This window comes from Clostridium sp. YIM B02569 (assembly GCF_022320765.1).
Classification (GTDB): domain Bacteria; phylum Bacillota; class Clostridia; order Clostridiales; family Clostridiaceae; genus Clostridium; species Clostridium beijerinckii.
Window position 1 is genome coordinate 20,838 of record NZ_JAKJJX010000041.1, and the last position, 20,288, is coordinate 41,125.

At 30.6% G+C, this 20,288-nt stretch carries 17 protein-coding genes, 1 pseudogene and 1 riboswitch; all 18 genes and pseudogenes read right to left on the bottom strand.

All coding sequences use genetic code 11. The features are described 5' to 3' along the window. Window positions 1-5: 5 nt before the first annotated feature. Window positions 6-1,355, bottom strand: coding sequence for a glucose-6-phosphate isomerase (locus tag L3B96_RS25595; RefSeq protein ID WP_017209837.1), 1,350 nt, complete (start codon window positions 1,353-1,355; stop codon window positions 6-8). Between the two features lie 413 nt (window positions 1,356-1,768). Further along, window positions 1,769-2,584 (bottom strand): SDR family oxidoreductase, encoded by an 816-nt coding sequence (locus L3B96_RS25600; protein WP_238901152.1) that lies wholly within the window; start codon window positions 2,582-2,584, stop codon window positions 1,769-1,771. Between the two features lie 82 nt (window positions 2,585-2,666). After that, the gene (locus L3B96_RS25605; RefSeq protein ID WP_077830909.1) at window positions 2,667-3,035 is read right to left on the bottom strand and encodes a glucitol/sorbitol-specific PTS transporter subunit IIA; all 369 of its coding nucleotides are present in this window, start codon (window positions 3,033-3,035) and stop codon (window positions 2,667-2,669) included. 64 nt (window positions 3,036-3,099) lie between these two features. Beyond that, the gene (locus tag L3B96_RS25610) at window positions 3,100-3,780 is read right to left on the bottom strand and encodes a fructose-6-phosphate aldolase (protein ID WP_238948939.1); all 681 of its coding nucleotides are present in this window, start codon (window positions 3,778-3,780) and stop codon (window positions 3,100-3,102) included. A 116-nt stretch (window positions 3,781-3,896) separates the two neighbouring features. Next, window positions 3,897-4,907 (bottom strand): glucitol/sorbitol-specific PTS transporter subunit IIBC, encoded by a 1,011-nt coding sequence (locus L3B96_RS25615; RefSeq protein ID WP_077830911.1) that lies wholly within the window; start codon window positions 4,905-4,907, stop codon window positions 3,897-3,899. 17 nt (window positions 4,908-4,924) lie between these two features. Further along, window positions 4,925-5,473, bottom strand: coding sequence for a glucitol/sorbitol-specific PTS transporter subunit IIC (gene srlA / locus L3B96_RS25620; RefSeq protein WP_011967685.1), 549 nt, complete (start codon window positions 5,471-5,473; stop codon window positions 4,925-4,927). A gap of 15 nt (window positions 5,474-5,488) precedes the next feature. Beyond that, entirely contained in the window at window positions 5,489-5,941 is a 453-nt protein-coding gene (locus L3B96_RS25625; protein WP_077868522.1) for a transcriptional regulator GutM, read from the bottom strand. 14 nt (window positions 5,942-5,955) lie between these two features. Then, entirely contained in the window at window positions 5,956-7,881 is a 1,926-nt protein-coding gene (locus tag L3B96_RS25630) for a PRD domain-containing protein (protein ID WP_238948940.1), read from the bottom strand. Window positions 7,882-8,322: 441 nt separating this feature from the next. Continuing rightward, window positions 8,323-8,646, bottom strand: a complete 324-nt coding sequence (locus L3B96_RS25635; protein WP_011967682.1) for a hypothetical protein — start codon at window positions 8,644-8,646, stop codon at window positions 8,323-8,325. 418 nt (window positions 8,647-9,064) lie between these two features. Next, the gene (gene guaA / locus L3B96_RS25640) at window positions 9,065-10,597 is read right to left on the bottom strand and encodes a glutamine-hydrolyzing GMP synthase (RefSeq protein ID WP_011967681.1); all 1,533 of its coding nucleotides are present in this window, start codon (window positions 10,595-10,597) and stop codon (window positions 9,065-9,067) included. A gap of 187 nt (window positions 10,598-10,784) precedes the next feature. Next, window positions 10,785-12,242, bottom strand: coding sequence for an IMP dehydrogenase (gene guaB / locus L3B96_RS25645; protein WP_011967680.1), 1,458 nt, complete (start codon window positions 12,240-12,242; stop codon window positions 10,785-10,787). A 146-nt stretch (window positions 12,243-12,388) separates the two neighbouring features. Next, a riboswitch (purine riboswitch) is annotated at window positions 12,389-12,486 on the bottom strand. A gap of 112 nt (window positions 12,487-12,598) precedes the next feature. Further along, complete coding sequence (locus tag L3B96_RS25650) at window positions 12,599-13,075, bottom strand: type II secretion system protein (protein WP_238948941.1); 477 nt, start codon at window positions 13,073-13,075, stop codon at window positions 12,599-12,601. Between the two features lie 323 nt (window positions 13,076-13,398). After that, window positions 13,399-15,024: a chaperonin GroEL gene (groL, locus tag L3B96_RS25655; protein ID WP_171787321.1), complete on the bottom strand. Its 1,626-nt coding sequence runs from the start codon at window positions 15,022-15,024 to the stop codon at window positions 13,399-13,401. Between the two features lie 91 nt (window positions 15,025-15,115). Next, window positions 15,116-15,400 carry a co-chaperone GroES gene (gene groES / locus L3B96_RS25660; RefSeq protein WP_008427174.1) on the bottom strand — a complete coding sequence of 95 codons (285 nt, stop codon included), beginning with the start codon at window positions 15,398-15,400 and terminating at the stop codon, window positions 15,116-15,118. Window positions 15,401-15,807: 407 nt separating this feature from the next. Next, the gene (locus L3B96_RS25665; RefSeq protein WP_238948942.1) at window positions 15,808-17,298 is read right to left on the bottom strand and encodes a 4Fe-4S dicluster domain-containing protein; all 1,491 of its coding nucleotides are present in this window, start codon (window positions 17,296-17,298) and stop codon (window positions 15,808-15,810) included. Window positions 17,299-17,672: 374 nt separating this feature from the next. Next, entirely contained in the window at window positions 17,673-18,602 is a 930-nt protein-coding gene (locus L3B96_RS25670; RefSeq protein WP_238948943.1) for a DNA glycosylase, read from the bottom strand. 521 nt (window positions 18,603-19,123) lie between these two features. Continuing rightward, entirely contained in the window at window positions 19,124-19,972 is an 849-nt protein-coding gene (locus L3B96_RS25675; protein WP_011967675.1) for a 3-hydroxybutyryl-CoA dehydrogenase, read from the bottom strand. Between the two features lie 191 nt (window positions 19,973-20,163). Then, a pseudogene (locus tag L3B96_RS25680) lies at window positions 20,164-20,288 on the bottom strand (electron transfer flavoprotein subunit alpha); the annotation flags it as partial.

Sequence of the window (20,288 nt, forward strand, 5' to 3'; positions counted from 1 at the left end):
TTAAACTAAAGTCTCTTTTCTAGTTCAGCCTTCATATCTTCATATCCTGGCTTTCCTAGTAAAGCAAACATATTCTTTTTATAAGCTTCAACACCTGGTTGATTAAATGGATTTATTGCTAAAAGATATCCACTTATTCCACAAGCCTTTTCAAAGAAATAAACCATGTATCCGAAATAATATGCTGAAATTTCTGGTACACTTAATACCATATTAGGAACTCCACCGTCATTGTGAGCTAATAGTGTTCCTTCAAATGCTTTCTTATTAACGAAATCCATAGTCTTTCCAGCTAAGAAATTTAATCCATCTAAGTCATTATCAGCTTCTTCTATATTTATTTCATATTTTGGTTTTTCAATATTTACAACTGTTTCAAACATTATTCTTCTTCCGTCTTGGATATATTGACCCATTGAGTGAAGATCTGTTGAAAAATCTACTGCCGCTGGGAATAATCCTTTATGGTCTTTACCTTCTGATTCTCCGTATAATTGTTTCCACCATTCGTTAAAATAATGAAGTGATGGTTCGTAATTTACTAATACTTCAATTGATGCTCCTTTATTATACAAAGCGTTTCTAGCTGCTGCATATTTATAAGCATCATTTTCTTTAATTGATGGTACTGAATAAGCTGTTCTTGCATCTGCAGCACCTTTCATCATTTCATCAATATCGATTCCAGCCGCAGCTATTGGCAATAATCCAACCGCTGTTAATACTGTAAATCTTCCTCCAACATCATCTGGAACTACAAAAGTTTCATATCCTTCTGAATCAGCTAATGTCTTTAAAGCACCTCTAGCTTTGTCAGTTGTTGCATATATTCTCTTTCTTGCTTCCTCTACACCATATTTCTTTTCTAAATATGATTTTAAAATTCTAAATGCAATTGCTGGTTCTGTAGTTGTACCTGATTTTGAAATTACATTTAAACTTACATCTTTTCCTTCAATTACTTGTAGAAGTTCTGCCATATATGTTGAACTTATATTATTTCCAGCAAAAAATATTTGTGGAACTTTTCTCTTATCACTTCCTAATACGTTATGGAAATTATTTGTCAACATTTCAATAGCTGCTCTAGCTCCAAGATATGATCCACCTATTCCAATAACTATTAAAACATCAGAGTCTGATTTAATCTTTTCTGCTGCCTTTTTAATTCTTGCAAATTCTTCTTTATCATAATTTACAGGAAGGTCTACCCAACCTAAAAAATCATTACCTGCGCCTGTTTTATTGTGTAGATCTTCATGAACAGCTTTAACCATGCTTTCCATATTTTCAAGTTCTGCTTCTTCTAAATAAGGAGAAACTTTTGATAAGTCTAGTGATATACCTTTATTCATTCTTCTATCCTACCTCCATATATAACTAAAAATAATTTTATTATTCAATTATATCATAAATTCTCAATATCTCATCTTTGCTTTTAACTTTTTTACAAATAATATATCAAATAATAACCTTAAATTAATCTTATTTAATCTTTACTCGATTCTATTTTTTCTAATTGCATGAATTAATATTCATCTTATCCTTATTGATATTAACTTATTTTTAATACTAACCATAATATATTGTTTATTAAATATCAATCAATTCTAAAATTTTAAAAGAGAAAACTAAGTTTTCTCTTTATAAAATGTAAATTATATATTTTTCAATTATTAAAATCTAGATAACTTTGTTAATTTTTTAACTTTATTCTGTGCTAATTGGCCAGATAATTAAACTTATTCTGTACTAATATCGTTTTTATTTAGCCTCTTGTTTTCCCCCCAGCAATATTGTAAGTAACTCCATGAATATAACTTGCTCTATCACTAGCTAAATAGCAAACTAAATCTGCAACTTCTGAAAGCTTTCCTGATCTTCCTAATGGAGTTGTTGAAGTTTTACTATATCCTGCTCTTAATTCTTCTACAGTAATTCCTCTAGTATAAGCTAACGCTGTCTCATATTCTAAAGTTCTGAGTCCTGTAGCTTCTAAAATCCCTGGCGCAACTCCGATAACTCTTATACCTAATTTTCCTAGTTCCTTTGCCCATGAGCGAGTTAAAGAATTTACTGCATTCTTACTTGCTGCATAAACACTTTGCCCCTCAGATCCTTCCAATCCGCTTTCAGAAGACATATTTATAATAACCCCTTTTCCTTGACTTGCCATCTCTCTGGCAGCTACTTGAGCACATAGAAATACGCCTTTTACATTTACATTCATAACTTTATCCCAAACATTTTCATCTAGCTCAAATTTTCCTTTTGGTTCCCTTTTATCAACTAGTAATCTAGGAATATTAATACCTGCATTATTTATAATTATATCAATAGTTCCAGTAATCTCTTTAGCCTTCTCAATCATTTTTTCTACGCTATCTCTATCTGCAACATTAGTAACTATATATTCCATATGTCCATTATGATCATCAAATTCAGGTTTGTTTGGATTCATATCACAAACAACTACATTTGCGCCATTATTTAAAAACTCTTGTGCAACTGCCTTACCAATGCCAGATGCTCCCCCTGTTACAATTGCTGTTTTTCCTTCTAAATTAAGCCATGTATTTTTCATAAAAATTCCTCCTGATTATTTAACTTCATTATTTAATGTCATTTTATTATTCATTTTGATTTCATATAAATTTTAGATATAACTATGCTAATATAGATATTTCACTTCCTATTTTAAGTTTAGGAATTTCTTTTTTCTCCACACAAATTGTTCCTGATAAAGTAGGTACTTTAGAACCATTAAACGCAACAGTTATATGTCCTAAACTCACTAGATTCTTCTCAGCCACATCTCCAACAGCTGTTATTTCAAAAGCTATTCCATCAATCATAAATACTTGTCCAGATTTAATTGTTTCTTTAACTTCCTTTATATTAATAGAGTAACAGTAATCTGCTAGTGTATCTGGTGCATTATCTCCAAAAAATATTATCATTCCCTCTTCTAAGAATGTTTCTGCTAAATCTCCTAAGGCTTTTACTTTATTTTCATAGATTATCTTACTACTCATAGATACTTTCGTCCCTTCAAATATATTTCTTTCTAAAATTATTATTTATTCTAAGCTACTTAGATTATCGGCAATTTAACATGGTATTGCCTTGACCACACAATATCTCAAAATCTTTTCTAAAGTTCTCTACAGCTACATTCACGCAATCGTTTTTAATTAAACCTTCAATTACATCAGGTGAAATTGTAGCCGCTCCAATTCCATACTTGCATAACTCTAATACTTGTTGTGAATTCTTAAAACTAGCTGCTAATACTTCCGTTTTAAAATTGTTTTTCTCAAAAATATCGTGAATGTCTTTTGCCACTTGAACACCATTTGCTCCCAAATTATCAATTCGGTTTACATATGGAGCAGCATATTGAGCACCTGCTTTTCCAGCTAGATATGCTTGCATTTGAGTATATATAGCAGTAGCAGTAACATTAATTTCTTCTTTTCTAAGAATTTTTATAACCTTTAAACCCTCTCTAGTTACAGGTATCTTTACATAAGTATTTTTACCTAGTTCTTTAATAATTTTATATGCTTCTTTAATCATACCTTCTGAACTTTCAGAAGTCACCTGTACATGTAATTCCGAGTTTTCCCCAATAAATTCACGTATTTTTATTAATATTTCATACGGCTGTTTTCCATACTTATACAAAATACTCGGATTACTAGTTACCCCATCAATTGGGAATATGCTGAAAACATCTTTTATTTTTTCAATATTTACATCATCAATAATTAGTTTCACTATGGATAAACCTCCTTTTATTCCACTCCTTGCATCTAAATCAACAATATATTTTCCTTGGTGCAATTGAGCGATTCATAAGAACCACTCAATCGCAATTAAATAAATTTTATAGTTTATTGATACAATCCTATACTTGCAACCCATGCAACTGCTACTCTAGGTACACCAATCATGAAACGTGAATACAATACAGATGGAACACCAACCTCTACTGTTTCTGGTTCTGCTTCAGCTAGACCTAAACCTACTGGAATAAAGTCACATGCACATTGTGTATTAATAGCGAATAATGCCGGTAATGCTAAGCTTGGAGGAATAGTCCCTTTGCCTATTTCAACACCAATTAAAGTACCTACGATTTGTGCTATAACAGCACCTGGTCCAAGTAATGCTGATAATAGAGGAATAGAGCATATGAATCCAAGAATCATAAGTCCAATTCCGTTTCCTGCTAATGGTACTAATATTTTAGCGAACCAATTACCAAATCCCGAACCTTGTATAATTCCTATTAACATCGCAACAAATGCCATGAATGGTAATATTGTTGTAATCATTGATTGAACTGCATCACGGCCTGCTTGGTATAGTGTATTTACAACTTTACCTGCTCCCATACCAATTTTTTGAACAATGCTTGATTTACTGTTTTCAGCCAAACTTTGTGATACTTTCTTATCCGCACTATATTTAAATTCTCTTTTTCCTTCTTCAGGCGCTTTTGTGCTCTTTATAGGTTCTGCACTTGAATCAGCTAAAGAAATTTGATTTAAACCAACTGCAGATACATAGATGTCTTCTGTAATGAATTTTGCTAAAGGCCCACTTTTACCTACTGGCATAACATTTATTGTCGGAATTCTCTTTTGTGGGTATATTCCACAGCGAAGTGTTCCACCACAATCAATAATAACTAAGAAAATTTGTTCCTCTGGTACAGATGTTTTAAATCCATTTACCGCTTTACATCCTGTTAAGTTAACAATCTTTTCTACAATTTCAGGTTCAGCTCCACCACCTGTAATATATAATAATGTATCTTTTCCTTCTTCAGGTTTTACTGTAAGTGGACCGCCAAAGCCTCCACTACCTTTTACAATTTTAATTGCATTATATTTTTCCATATGAATACCCTCCTAAACTAATTTGCCTTAAGTTGATTACTTAATTCAATACCTTGTTGTCTCATAACAATCTTTGTAGTAAAATCAGTTACCCATCCTGCAAAGAAATTCATTACTAAACCTACTAATAAATAACGAAGTCCTAAAGCTGTTGGATCAAGGCCAAGAGTTGTAATACCATTTGCAATACCTAGGTAAATGAATATTTCACCTACATTAATGTGAGGAAAAATACCGCTGTTTGTATGACAATGATACGATGCTGATGCATAGTAGCTTGGTTTCATTCTTTCAGGAAGAAATTTTCCCATTGATAATGCCATTGGATTACCTAACATAAAGGCTGATAGGAATGGTAAAACTCCATAAGCTAATATAACATTTCTAGATGCAAACTTTGCAAATCTATCAACTTTATCTTGTCCAATAAAAGCAATTATTGAATTCATAAAAACTAAAAGTAATAATACCTTTGGGATAATTCCTGTTACCCAACTAACAAATGTATTTCCACCAACTTCAAATAAATACATAAATCCTTTTGCAAAATAAACAATTGCGTCCATATTAATATCTCCTTTCTAATTGTGAGCTTTTAATTTTTTAGCTGTAAAAATATTACCTAATCTTTGTAATGGACTTTGAGGTTCTACAACTTCGCCACCACCCATGATAACGTTATAATTGGAAGAGGCTTCTAGTACTGCTTTGGTTAATGGTTTAGCTAAGTTCTTACAATCTGCTTGAGTTAATCTACCAACATCTTTTCCTTCAAATCCGTTTAGTTTCTTAACCCTTGCAAGTACTGTTATTCCTTGCATATAACCGCCTTCAAGTATAATTCCATTTTGATCGATAGCAAACATTGCAATACATCCAGCACGGAAACCACCTTTTACTTTACCAATGGCAACTCTTCCTCTTCTTCGCAATTTACTATAGTAAGCCGTGAAACTTTTCATTTGAGCAAATGTTAGTATATATTGGAGTATAAATGCAATTCCAAAGCATATAATCAAAAACCAAAAATTCATCATAAACCTCCTACTTATAAATCAAATATATCGTTTTCTTTTGTAAAATGTAGAATTAATTCTTTATAACTTTTTACCTTTGAAAGAGCTTCAATGGTATTCTTATCATTGGCAATAGCTATAATTTCGTCATAAATTTTAACTAAGAGTGTATCATCTTTAGTTTGTTCTGGAAGTCCTACCAAGAATACTAGTTTTCTTTGATTGTTTTCTCCAGCCTTTTCTGGAATTATTCCTAGACTGACTACTATTTCATCATTTTCATAATTGATAGTATGAGGAAATGCTATAGATTCATTAAAAACCATCGTAGATTTTTCTTCTCTTTTTCTTATTCTTTCCTTAAATCCATCGTCTACATAACCTTTTGAGTATAGACTATCAATCATATGATCAACATTTTCTAAATAACTCAATTGATTATCCAAAATAAAGAAGGTATCTTCATCTAAAATACTTAGTAATATAGAATCCATTCCCTGCATGGATGGCATGTCTAATTTATCTATATACTTAATACTTTTTATTCTTTTCTTCAGCGCTTCTTCATCAAATATTTTCTCTAAATATATTACAGTGGCTGTTGTCTTAAAGTTAGCTTGGACAGTAGATAGAACCAAATTGTACTTATCTAGTATTTCGCTAGTAACTGTGCTATCTGAATACAAATCTATAACTGTGTTCGCATCAAAAATACCTTTTAATTGACTAGCAACCAACCTAGCTGTAACTCTTCCAGTTCCGCATATAACTGCAACTTTGTATATTTTACTTTTTTCTATTTGCTGTTCTGAAATAAAAACTCCAAAGTATGCTGCTATAAATCCAACTTCATCTTGCGTCATTTTTACATCAAGACTTTTTTCAATAACATCTCGCGCTAACTCTGCCATTTTGTACGCTACTTTATATTTTTTCCTGATCTCATCTACTATAGGATTATGAATATGGACCCCATACTTTAAACGATTTACCAAGAAGGCCATATGGTATACAAAATCTTTCAAGATATCATCTAGCGTAATATTTAAACCCATGTCATATTTAATGCGCTCTAATATATGATTTACTAAATTTGATACTTCTTCTGTAATTTCAACATGCGGTGAAATCCCTTCTATGTTAGTCGGAGTATTCATTCCTATAATAGGCAATGCTAGGAAAATTCTTTCTTTAATTGGAATACTTATAGTAAGCCTTTTTTCAACTGCATCTGATATAGTATTTACCAATGTAAATTCCCAACTTCTTAATAATTCACTATATTTCTCGCTTAATGTATTGATTGTATGTCCATTTAAAAGACGATCTAAAGTTACAACTAGGGAATGTATGAAAGATTCAAATGTCGTTGTATCGAACTGATATTGATCTGTTATCTCTTTTACTAAATCAATAACATCTTCATCTAATTCGTATTCTCCATAAATCATTTCATAAAGGTTCTCAAGTACAAGAAACCTTATATTTAATTCTGTGCCTTTTAAGGCTAGTCCATTATTTGTTTTGCCTATAATCTTTAAATCGTAGTTATTAAGTATCTCCCTCATTTTCTTTAAATCACTTATTACTGTCGTTCTTCCGACATTCATCTCACACGCCAGATCATCAGTTAAATATGGCTCTTCACTATTCATAAGCTTATACAAAATAAATGCCATTCTTCTTTGAGGTGAATTAAGAAATTCTTTTTGGTTATATATATTAGTCTTAATTTCCTCAAATTTGCTATTATCAATAATATAAATTTTATATATTCCTTGCTTATTATCAATTAGCGCAGATCCTTTTAATAAACTATTCAACTCTTTCACATCATTTTTAACGGTTTTTGAACTAACCTCAAATTTTTCAGCAATGGCGTCAACAGAAATGGAATGTCTTCGTTCAATTAATTTTAGAATTCTTGTCGAACGGTTTTCAGTATAAAAATACTTCATTTTTGCCTCCTTGAAAAGAATCAATACTTATTAATTCATTTAAATTAAAATAAAATTATTGCTATTAATCTTACTTTAACTTGTTATTCTCTGATTTTAGAAGTCTTTAAAAATTATACTCATAGTATAATCTTATGACTATCTTATATTCAAAGGTTGATTTTTTCAAGCGTTTTCGATGCCCCCTTTCTTTAATGTAATTATACTTTATAAAATGATAACGATTAATGCCGTCTTTTTCCTCTACAGAGAAAATGTTTGCACAATTGTATTCAATTAGTATTAAAAGTAACTTTTTAATTAACTCTTATCTAATATGAACTATTTAAATTATCACTATAACCATATTTATATTAAATAAAAAGGGTGTTTAACAATGATTTTTCAATCACTTATAAACACCTTTTTTATATAACTACTTATTATATAATTTAGTTCTGCTTAACAGCATCTACAACATCTATTTCTTCTAATATAATCTAAGACCTCTTGTTTTGCTTTTTCATACCCAGCGCAATATCCTTGCTTGTATCCAGCTGTCTCCCCTGCTGTTTCTCCTGCAGTATTTCCATCCTCATACCCATCACGATATCCATCTTTATAGCCATCATTATATGCATCTTCCAACGCATCAGCTAAACAGTCATTATTTGCGTTAGCTCCAAGAGTTCCATTGCCACAAGGATTACAATTTCTACTATCCATCTCTCCACGTTCTTCTTCACAATTACAACGTCTGCAATTTCTATTATTTCTGTTTTCCATTATTTCCTCTCCTTCGTAATCAGCATTAATTTTCGTTTAATCATTGCTAAAGCGCTTAGTTAAAGTATTACTAACATCAAATCATTATTGATTTGCCTATAAAACTTAATAACTATCTAATAATATATTATGCTGTTGTACTTTATTTGCTATTAGTTAGAGAAAATATGTATTTACTGCTTTAAAAAGATTACTCAGACAATCTAACATTAATAATATATTTATAAGGATTTATTCTATCAAATAATAACTATTATTAATCATCTCTATTCATATTAATAAATAATTAATACTTTATATTATCAAATTTTCCACTTAACATACGAAAAAGGCTTAGATACTAAAAATTCAGTAGTATCTAAGCTTTATCATCAAATTTAATCTAAATTCTTATCGATGTTTTGTTTAACTTATCGGTTTATTCCCATTCTATAGTAGCTGGTGGTTTTGAAGTTATGTCATAAACAATTCTGTTTACTCCCTTAACTTCATTTACAATTCTTCTGCTTACTAAATCTAAAATTTCGTATGGAATTCTTGCCCATTCAGAAGTCATTGCATCACTTGATGTAACTGCTCTTAAAGCTATTGTATGAGAATATGTTCTTTCATCTCCCATAACTCCAACAGAACGGATATTAGGTAAACATGCAAAGTATTGCCAAATAGATTCATCAAGATTTGCATTTGCAATTTCTTCTCTGAAAATAGCATCTGCTTCTCTAACTATTTCAAGTTTTTCTTCTGTAATCTCACCTAAAACTCTAATGGCAAGACCTGGACCTGGGAAAGGCTGTCTCCAAACCAATTTATGAGGAATGCCAAGTTCCTCTCCAACTGCCCTAACTTCATCTTTAAATAATTCTCTTAATGGTTCTATAAGTTCAAATTGCATATCTTCTGGAAGTCCACCAACATTATGATGGGATTTTATAGTTGCCGATGTCTTAGTTCCACTTTCTACGATATCTGGATAAATTGTTCCTTGAACAAGATAATCAATTTGACCAACCTTTTTAGCTTCTTCTTCAAAAACTCTTATAAATTCTTCACCGATTATTTTCCTCTTAGTTTCAGGATCAGATACTCCTGCAAGTTTTCCAAGGAATCTATCTGCGACATTAACTCTCTTAATGTTCATATCAAATTCTTTCTTAAACACTCTTTCAACAGTATCGCCTTCATCTTTTCTTAGTAAACCATGGTCAACAAATATACAAGTTAAGTTGTGACCAATAGCCTTATGTACAATCATTGCTGCTACTGAAGAGTCAACTCCACCAGATAAAGCACATAACACTTTCTTATCTCCAACTAATTCTTTTATTTCTTTTATTTTTTCTTCTGCAAAAGATCCCATAGACCAGCTGTTTTCTAACCCACAAATATTGTGTATAAAGTTTTCTAGCATTTTTTGCCCAAATTGAGTGTGTTCAACTTCTGCATGGAATTGAACTCCATAAAGCCTTTTTTCTTCATTTTCCATAGCTGCAACAGGACAAACTTCTGTAGTTGCTATTACCTTAAATCCTTTTGGAGCTTCTTCAATATAATCAGTATGACTCATCCAAGCTATACCATCAGTTTCAATTCCTTCAAATAATTTAGATGATTTATCTACTTTTACATTTGTTTTTCCATATTCTCTTACTGGTGCTGTCGCAACTTTTCCACCTAGCAAATGTGCCATTAGTTGATCACCATAGCATATTCCAAGTACTGGCACGCCTAATTCAAATACTTCTTTTTCTACAGTTGGAGTATCTTCCCCATAAACACTGTTAGGACCGCCTGTAAATATTATACCTTTCGGATTTTTAGCTTTTATCTTTTCTATAGTATAGTCATATGGAATAATCTCGCAATAAACGCCACATTCTCTTACTCTTCTTGCTATTAGTTGGTTATATTGTCCACCAAAATCAACAACTAAAACTAAATCTCTTTTCATGTTCTCCTCCTAAACTCTTCTTATAAATTCTATTATCAACTAAATAAATCTTTTTATCAATAAATTGAGACAATTTTCACCGAAAATTATAAATACTAATTTAAATAATCTCTATAATTATAAATTAATCAAATAATGCACAGTTCACATAAGTGGTATATTTTATGATTGTGAACTGTGCATTTTACTATTGTCCTACACTATAATTAGGTGCTTCCTTAGTAATGTTAATATCATGTGGATGGCTTTCTCTTTGACCTGAAGCTGTCTGAACCACAAAATTAGCTGTTTCATATAAAATTTCAAAATTCTTTGCTCCTAAATATCCCATTCCTGATTTAATTCCACCCAATAATTGGAATATAGTATCTGAGACAAAGCCTTTATAAGCTACTCTACCTTCAACACCTTCTGGTACTAATTTCTTATTTCCTTCTTGGAAATATCTATCTTTAGATCCACATTCCATAGCAGCTAAAGATCCCATTCCTCTATAAACTTTATAACTTCTTCCTTGATATATTTCCATTTCCCCTGGTGCTTCTTCACATCCTGCAAATAATGATCCCATCATTGCTGCAGAAGCTCCTGCCGCTAGTGCTTTCACTATATCCCCTGAATACTTAAGTCCACCATCAGCAATTATAGGAACTCCATACTTCTTACCTACTTCTGCACAATCCATAACTGCAGTTAATTGAGGGACTCCAACCCCAGCTACTACTCTCGTAGTACAGATTGATCCCGGTCCAATACCAACCTTAACACAATCTGCTCCAGCCTTTATTAGATCTTCTGTTGCTTCCGCTGTAGCAACATTCCCAGCTATAACTTGAAGATCAGGATATACTTTCTTTATTTGTGAAACAGCATCTAAAACTCCTTTTGAATGTCCATGTGCTGTATCAAGAGTTATAACATCAACTTGTGCTTTAACTAATGCATCAACTCTTTCCATCATGTTTCCAGTTACACCTACTGCTGCTCCACATAATAATCTACCCTTCTTATCCTTTGCAGCATTTGGAAACTTTCTAACTTTTTCAATATCTTTCATTGTAATTAATCCCTTTAGACGGCCTTCACTATCAACTAAAGGTAACTTTTCTACTTTATGCTTTTTTAATATTTCTTTTGCTTCCTCTACAGTAGTATTTTCTGAAGCAGTTATTAAATTATCTTTTGTCATCACTTCTGAAATTTTTCTTTGGTAATTTGTTTCAAATATTATGTCTCTGTTTGTAATTATTCCAATTAATTTTCCATCTTGAGTTGTTATTGGAACTCCTGATATTCTGTATTGTGCCATTAAGTTCTCTGCATCCTGAATAAGATGATCTTGAGATAAAAATATAGGATCTGTAATTACTCCATTTTCTTGTCTCTTAACTCTATCTACTTCTTTTGCTTGCTCTTCAATAGTCATATTTTTATGTATTATTCCGATTCCGCCTTCTCTTGCAACAGCAATTGCCATCTTCGACTCAGTTACAGTATCCATTCCTGCACTCATTAAAGGAATATTTAATTCTATAGTCTTTGTTATTTTTGTTTTTGTGCTCACTTCTCTTGGTAATATATCCGATTTATTAGGTACCAATAATACATCATCAAAAGTATATGCAGTCTTAATTATTTTTCCCATTATAGTTCCTCCTATTTTTTGAATTATTTATTTCATTTTCAGTATTTTATGATTTTTTGCTTGCATTGCTTGTACTATTTTTTTGTACAAAAAAAGCACATTAACCTCAAAAGTGATGTTAATATGCTAATAAATCTATAGATTTAGCCTATACTAATATCACTTATAGTCGGAAATTTACGGCTCCCGGTAGATACTCCTTGCCATATTCAAGGTATATATAAGTTTTCAAATGTGCTATATTTTAAATTAAAATTATTATAATGTATGTACAATCTAAAGTCAATAAATTTGAAGCTAAAATTGCAAATTTACTTCAATAATGTAAGTTAAATTTTTTGTTATCGATATCTTTTCTATTTTTTTACATCATCTTTGGTAGATCCATTATCAATCGTCGTCGGATTTAAAATATCTGTATTTTCTGTGAAATCAAATTCTGCACCATTTACTACATCATAACAATTTTTTAAACTTGTGCTGCTAGTATTTAAATTACCAAATTCAACTCCATCTAAATACTTACTAATCCCTTTGTTGCTTATAGCCGAACTTACACTAGTGCTTTCACTTAGAGGCGAATCATTTTTCAAATTATATGATTCAACGGCCATTATTACTTTTCTGCACTGATCTACAACTTTAACTTTTTTCGCTTCATTTATATAGCCATTTACTTTAGGTAAAATAGCAACAGCTAAAATACCAATAATTGCAATTACTGCAATCATTTCAATTAAAGTAAAAGCTTCTCTCTTTCTCTTCTTACAGAATCTTTTCTTTTGCATACTATCTTTGAATCTAAATTTACATTTAATGTATAAAGAAATCATTATTCATTATCCATCTCCTATTAATGTTTTTATTTAAATTATGTCTAATAGGAAATCTTTTATACAATAAATGGAAAATATTCTCTAATAATTTATAATATTGACTTCTAGTATATAAATTTTGTATAAAGTTGCATTGCTATGATTTTCATAAGCTTAAACGTTAAACATATAATATAAAATACTTTTTAAAATTGCATAGATATGTTAATGGATATTAAGCACTTTATTTTTTAATACTAAAAAGCAAAATAGAGAAAGTACTTATAAGCACTTTCTCTATTTATTAAATTAAATATTTATAACTCTTTAATTTATATATTTTAGTACATTCCGTCCATTCCCATTCCTGGAGCACCTGGCATTGGTGTTTCCTTTGCTGGAATATCAGCAACTGCTGCTTCTGTTGTTAAGAATGTTGAAGCAACTGAAGCTGCATTTTGAAGTGCTGATCTAGTAACCTTAGTTGGATCCACTATTCCACCTTTTATCATGTTGATATATTCTCCATGTAATGCATCATATCCTATTCCTGGTTCACTATTCTTAACTTTTTCAATTATTACTGAACCTTCTACACCTGCATTAGTAGCTATTTGTCTTACTGGCTCTTCTAATGATTTAACTATTATATTAATACCAATTTGTGTATCGGCAACATCTGAAGTTAATTTTGCAACTTCGTTTATTACATTAACATAAGCAGTTCCACCACCTGCTACTATTCCTTCTTCAACAGCAGCCTTTGTTGCCGCTAATGCATCTTCTATTCTAAGTTTCTTTTCTTTTAATTCTGTTTCAGTTGCTGCACCAACTTTAATTACCGCAACACCTCCAGCTAATTTAGCTAATCTTTCTTGTAGTTTTTCTTTATCAAATTCTGAAGAAGTTTCTTCTATTTGAGCTTTAATTTGGTTGATTCTTTCTTTTATTGCATTAGAATCACCTTTACCATTAACTATAACAGTGTTTTCTTTACTTACTTTAACACTATCAGCTGTACCTAGCATATCAATAGTAACATCTTTTAATTCTCTGCCTAATTCTTCAGCGATTACTGTTCCACCAGTTAATGTTGCAATATCTTGTAACATTTCTTTTCTTCTATCTCCAAATCCTGGTGCCTTAACAGCTACACAAGTAAATGTTCCTCTTAATTTATTAACTACTAATGTAGCCATTGCTTCTCCTTCAATATCTTCAGCAATGATTAATAACTTTTTACCTGATTGAACTATTTGTTCAAGTACTGGTAATATTTCTTGTATGTTAGAAATTTTCTTATCAGTTATTAATATATATGGATTTTCTAAAACAGCTTCCATTTTTTCAGTATCTGTAGCCATGTAAGGTGATACGTATCCTCTATCGAATTGCATACCTTCTACAACATCTAACTCTGTTCCCATTGATTTAGATTCTTCTATAGTAATAACTCCTTCATTACCAACTCTCTCCATAGCATCTGCTATTAACTTACCAACTTCTTCATCAGCAGCTGAGATTGCAGCAACTCTAGCTATATCTTCTTTTCCATCTACTTGCTTAGAAATCTTTTGGATTTCTTCAACAGCTTTATCTACAGCCATTCTAATACCTGTTCTAATTAGTATTGGATTAGCCCCAGCTGTAACATTCTTTAGACCTTCTCTAATTATTGCTTGAGCAAGTAATGTTGCAGTTGTAGTTCCATCTCCTGCTACATCATTAGTCTTTGTTGCAACTTCTTTAACTAATTGAGCACCCATGTTTTCATATGGATCTTCTAATTCTATTTCTCTTGCAATTGAAACACCGTCATTTGTAATTAATGGTGCACCAAATTTTTTATCTAAAACAACATTTCTTCCCTTAGGTCCTAAAGTCACTTTAACTGTATCTGCTAATTTATCTACACCTATTTGCATAGATCTTCTTGCATCTTCTCCGAATTTTAACATCTTAGCCATTTATATCACACGCTCCTTATATATGTTATTTATTATCGTTTCTAATTGAATTTCTTTTTTATATTTAAATATCTAGTTATGAACACTTTAACTATTCAACTATTGCTAGAATATCATCTTGCTTTAATATAGTATATTCTTCGCCATCAACCTTTACTTCTGTTCCAGCATATTTTGAATATAATACTTTATCTCCAACTTTTACTTCCATAGCTACTCTATTTCCGTCTACAACAGCTCCAGGTCCTACTGCAACCACTTCTGCTTCTTGTGGTCTTTCCTTTGCAGTACCAGTTAAGACTATTCCACTCTTAGTCTTTTCTTCTGCCTCTAATTTTTTAATTACTACTCTTTCACCAAGTGGTTTAATGTTCATGAAAAAACCCTCCTTAAAATATATATTATCATATCAGTTTATTTTCTGTTAGCACTCATCATTGTTGAGTGCTAACATAATTATAATATCCTTTATATCCATATAATTCAAACATTACTTCTAATATTATATCCCATTTTTCAGCGAATATTACTCCTTATCTCAAAATATATCGCATTTACTTAAATTTTCTCCATATTATTATTAATATTATGAATTTTTAAAATAATAAAAAAACTCTAACCAAATAAACATATTACTGATTAGAGTTTTTATGACATTATATAGAGAATAAAGCTCTTAAATTTCATAAATAATTTTAAATCCTAAATACCTCATTGCCTAGAGCACCTATATAATAATAGAATTTTTAATTACTTAATTATATTTCAAAATCAAGATTTATATTATCTTTCTAAGTTTATTTCATTGTATTCGTCTAATGTCGTATTAGCTAATACACTCTTAGTACTTGTTTGCTGATTTAATTTTGTAAATGGCGCTTTAGCTTTCATTACTGATACAATTTTAGCTGCCCCATTTATACAGCCACCTTCGCACATCATTCCTTCAATAAAGTTTCCTTGTAACTTTCCAACCTTAGCCATTGTCATAGTCTTTTTAATTTCTGCTCCGCCTGAGATCTTTACTGGCTTAAAGTCAATATTAACACCTTTTTCTTGCACATAGTTCTCTATAGCAGCAGTTAATCCACCACCTACAGCAAAATTTCTACCAAATATTGAAGCTCCATCAACTACTATATCTTCACAAGTTGTAGGATCAACTCCAAACGCATCAAATAAGGCTACTAATTCTTCAAACGTTAATGCATAATCTATAGCATCTTTTATTGATTCTATTAGAACTTCACTTTTTTTAGCTGTACAAGGCCCTATAAATATCACTTTTGCATCTTTATCTTTAGATTTTATATATCTGCCCGTTGCTACCATAGGTGAAACTGTCCCTGAAATCTTATTAGCTTGATCTGGCATCATTTTTTCAATATAGCTTAGGAATCCTGGACAACATGAATTTGTCATGTAGCTGTCCCCATTTTCCATTCTCTCTACAAACTCATTACTTTCATGTACAGTAACTGCATCTGCTCCACATGCAGCTTCTACCATATCTTTAAAGCCTAATGCCTTAATTGCATTCTTAACTTGTCCATAAGTTGTTTTAGGCCCAAATTGCCCTGTTATTGCTGGTGCAACTACGGCATAAATTTTTTCTTCTTTATCCATCAATCTATTAATAACTTTAACTAATGAGCTTTTGTCTTCTATAGCTCCAAATGGACATGCTGACATGCATGCACCACAGTTTACACATTTACTTTCTGTAATTTCAGCACTCAAATCTTCTGCATTATAGCTTAATGCACCTGTTGGACATGACTTCTTACAAGGTCTCATATCTTCTGCAACAGCATCATACGGACATGCCTTTTTACACATTCCACATTCCTTACATTTATCTGGATCTATATAAGCTCTTCCATCAACATATGTAATTGCTCCAAAATTACACGCACTTTGACACTTATGAGCTATACAATTTCTACATGCATCAGTAACTTGGAACTTCTTTGTTGGGCATCTATCACATGCTTCTTTTATAACATATAATATTTGTTTTTCTTCTTCTATATTAACTAAATCTTGTCCATGTTTGCCTGTTGGTTTAAATCCTGCTGCAAGTTTTGCTCTCTCTAATACTACATTTCTTTCTCGTTCAACTGAATCTCTATACTTAGGTTCTTCTCCTACAATCATAGCATAAGGAATTTTTTCTATTTCCTCTTTACTAATATTATTTTCTTTTGCTAATACAGCAACTCTAGTAAGAACCTCGTGTTTTAAAGCTAGAAGTTGATTCTCAAACTGAAACATTACACACACTCTCCCATGAATAATTTTTATCTTACATTTATAATACAAAATAATTATAGCATACTCTTGTTAAAATTATAACAAATATTATATAATTTAAATTTTCTAAATTTTCTTAATATACGTTCTATTTTCATATGTATATAGCGATATTTCTCAACTACTTTAGTTAAAGTTTTTTCCTGCATTTCCACTTCTTTTCGGATCTGTTCATTTACCTTATATTAGTTATATCAAGGGATTTATATGATATTTATATTATTACATCAATGATAAATTATTAACATTATTGAACATATTATTCTGATATTTCTTGACGAAATAAAAAGTCTAGGAAATAAAATCCTAGACTTTTTATTTTACGCCAACCTTTTTTAATCGACATTTATTTTATTTTCTCTTGCATAATAAAATAAATATTGCTGTGCAAAGCCTGCTAATTTACCAAACTTGTTCCTTCCAAAAATTCTAATCTTACTTAGAGATGCATCCTCTGCCCCATAAAAATGAATCATCGCACGTTTAACCCATACATCTACTGGAAATGCTGAAGTCTTTTCCATTGAAAATAACATTATGCAGTCAGCTACCTTTGAACCAGCACCTTTAAATTCTTGAAGTGCATTATGACATTCATCATCATCTAAATTTTTAATGTAATCCAGATCATACTTTATATATTCATTTGTATCATTTGTTTTTAAGTTACCTTTTCCACTCTTAGAATTAAATACATTTTTTATTGTATCAAATATGTATTTACTTCTGAAAGATGCTCCTGTCCCCTGTATTTCTTCTAATGTAGCACCTTTTATTTCTTCTATATTAGGAAACGCATAGTAAGTTTTATCCTTATAAATAATTTCTTTTCCCCATTTATTAGATATTTTATTTACAGTCTTCTTTATTGATGGTATATTATTTCTCGCTGAAATAATAAAGCTAAGCAACATTTCAAATGGATCTTGATTCAAGACTCTAACACCATATCCAAATTCAATACTTTGTTTAAGTAAAACATCTTTTGAAAGTTCATCTTTTATAACTGAGTAATCTCTATCTAAATCAAAATACTTAAGCCAAATATTTTGAAAATCTTCCTTTGTAGAATTATAAATTATTACGTCATTTCCATCTTCTTTAACTTCAATTAATCTTCCAAACGCAATTACAATAAAATCATTTTCTGCTACCTCTTCAAACCTAAAAATTTGTCCGCACTCAAATATATGTTTTAATTTAAAATTTCTTAATTCTTTTATTATTAAATAATTATCATAAAATTCTACAGATTTATAATCCATTTTATTATCCGTCTCCCTTACAGTATAAAATTATTTAGTTTGCATCATCTCATAATCTAATATGCATATTGATGAACCCTACCCTTTGATTATGAATATTCAAAATATATTTTTATCTTTTTAGTAAAATCATTGATAAACATAATATCATATCAACCTTAGTTTTAACTTATTTCATTCATATATTCTTCTTTAAATAATATATTCTACACTAAAGTTTTTTTCTAAAGATTATGTCACAGTTTATATTGCCCATTTTCTGATGTGTACCACCTATATCATATTTTTTAACTATTTATTTTTTTAATATCCAATATCAATTAAATTATACAATTAATCTTAAGAAAATAGTTATTATTTAATATATTATATCACTTACTTAACAGTAATAAAATGTTTTGTTGAATTTTACAATATTCTTTAGTTTAAACTTATTTATGTAATCTAGTAGTTATTTATATATTTCCCTAAAAATAAAAAAACCCAAGCATAAACTTGAGTTTTTCCATATATTCATGATATTATTTAGAATAATCATAGAATCCTTTTCCTGATTTTCTTCCAAGCCATCCAGCTCTAACATATTTTCTTAATATGCTACTAGCTCTGTACTTGTTATCACCTGTTTCAGTGAATAAAACATCCATGATAGCTAAGCAAACGTCTAATCCAATAAGATCTCCTAAAGCTAAAGGTCCCATTGGATGGTTAGCACCATATTTCATAGCTGTATCAATATCTTCAACTGAAGCTATTCCTTCTTGTAGGATAAATGAAGCTTCGTTAATCATTGGGATTAATATTCTGTTTACAACGAATCCTGGAGCTTCTGCAACTTCTACTGGTTCTTTTCCAATAGCAACTGATAATTCCTTAACAGCATCAAAAGTTTCTTGAGAAGTAGCTATTCCTTTAATAATTTCAACAAGCTTCATTACTGGAGCTGGATTAAAGAAATGCATTCCGATAACTTTATCAGGTCTCTTTGTAGCTGAAGCAACTTCAGTAATTGATAAAGATGAAGTGTTTGAAGCTAAAATCGCTTCTGGCTTACAAATTCCATCTAATTCAGCGAAGATTTCCTTCTTAATTTTCATGTTTTCGATTGCAGCTTCAACTACTAAATCACAGTCAGCAGCTAATTTCATATCAGTTGTTCCTGAAATTCTTGAAAGTATAGCTTCTTTATCTTCTTCAGACATTTTTCCTTTAGCAACTTGCTTTTCTAATCCTTTAGTGATTCCAGCTATTCCTCTGTCAACAAATTCTTCCTTTATGTCTCTTACAATTACTTCACAACCTTTTTGAGCGAATGCTTGAACGATACCAGCACCCATTGTTCCTGCTCCAAGTACAAAAATCTTTTTCATAAATTATTCCTCCTCTAAATCTTTTCATTATAGATATCCTTAGCTAAAATATATATTTTAACTAAGGATTAACTTCATAATTATCTAATTGTTACTTATTGAATAATATTGTTAATTAATTATCTTTAATGTTACATTATTAACTTTCAATAGTACAATCTAACAAAAACATATCTAAATTAACCGAATAATTATTCAGCGCTCTTTATTTCTTTAACTTGAGCTATTAATTCTGGTACTACCTTAGTAAGATCACCAACTATTGCATAGTCAGCAATTTTCATTATTGGAGCTGAATCATCTTTATTTACAGCAA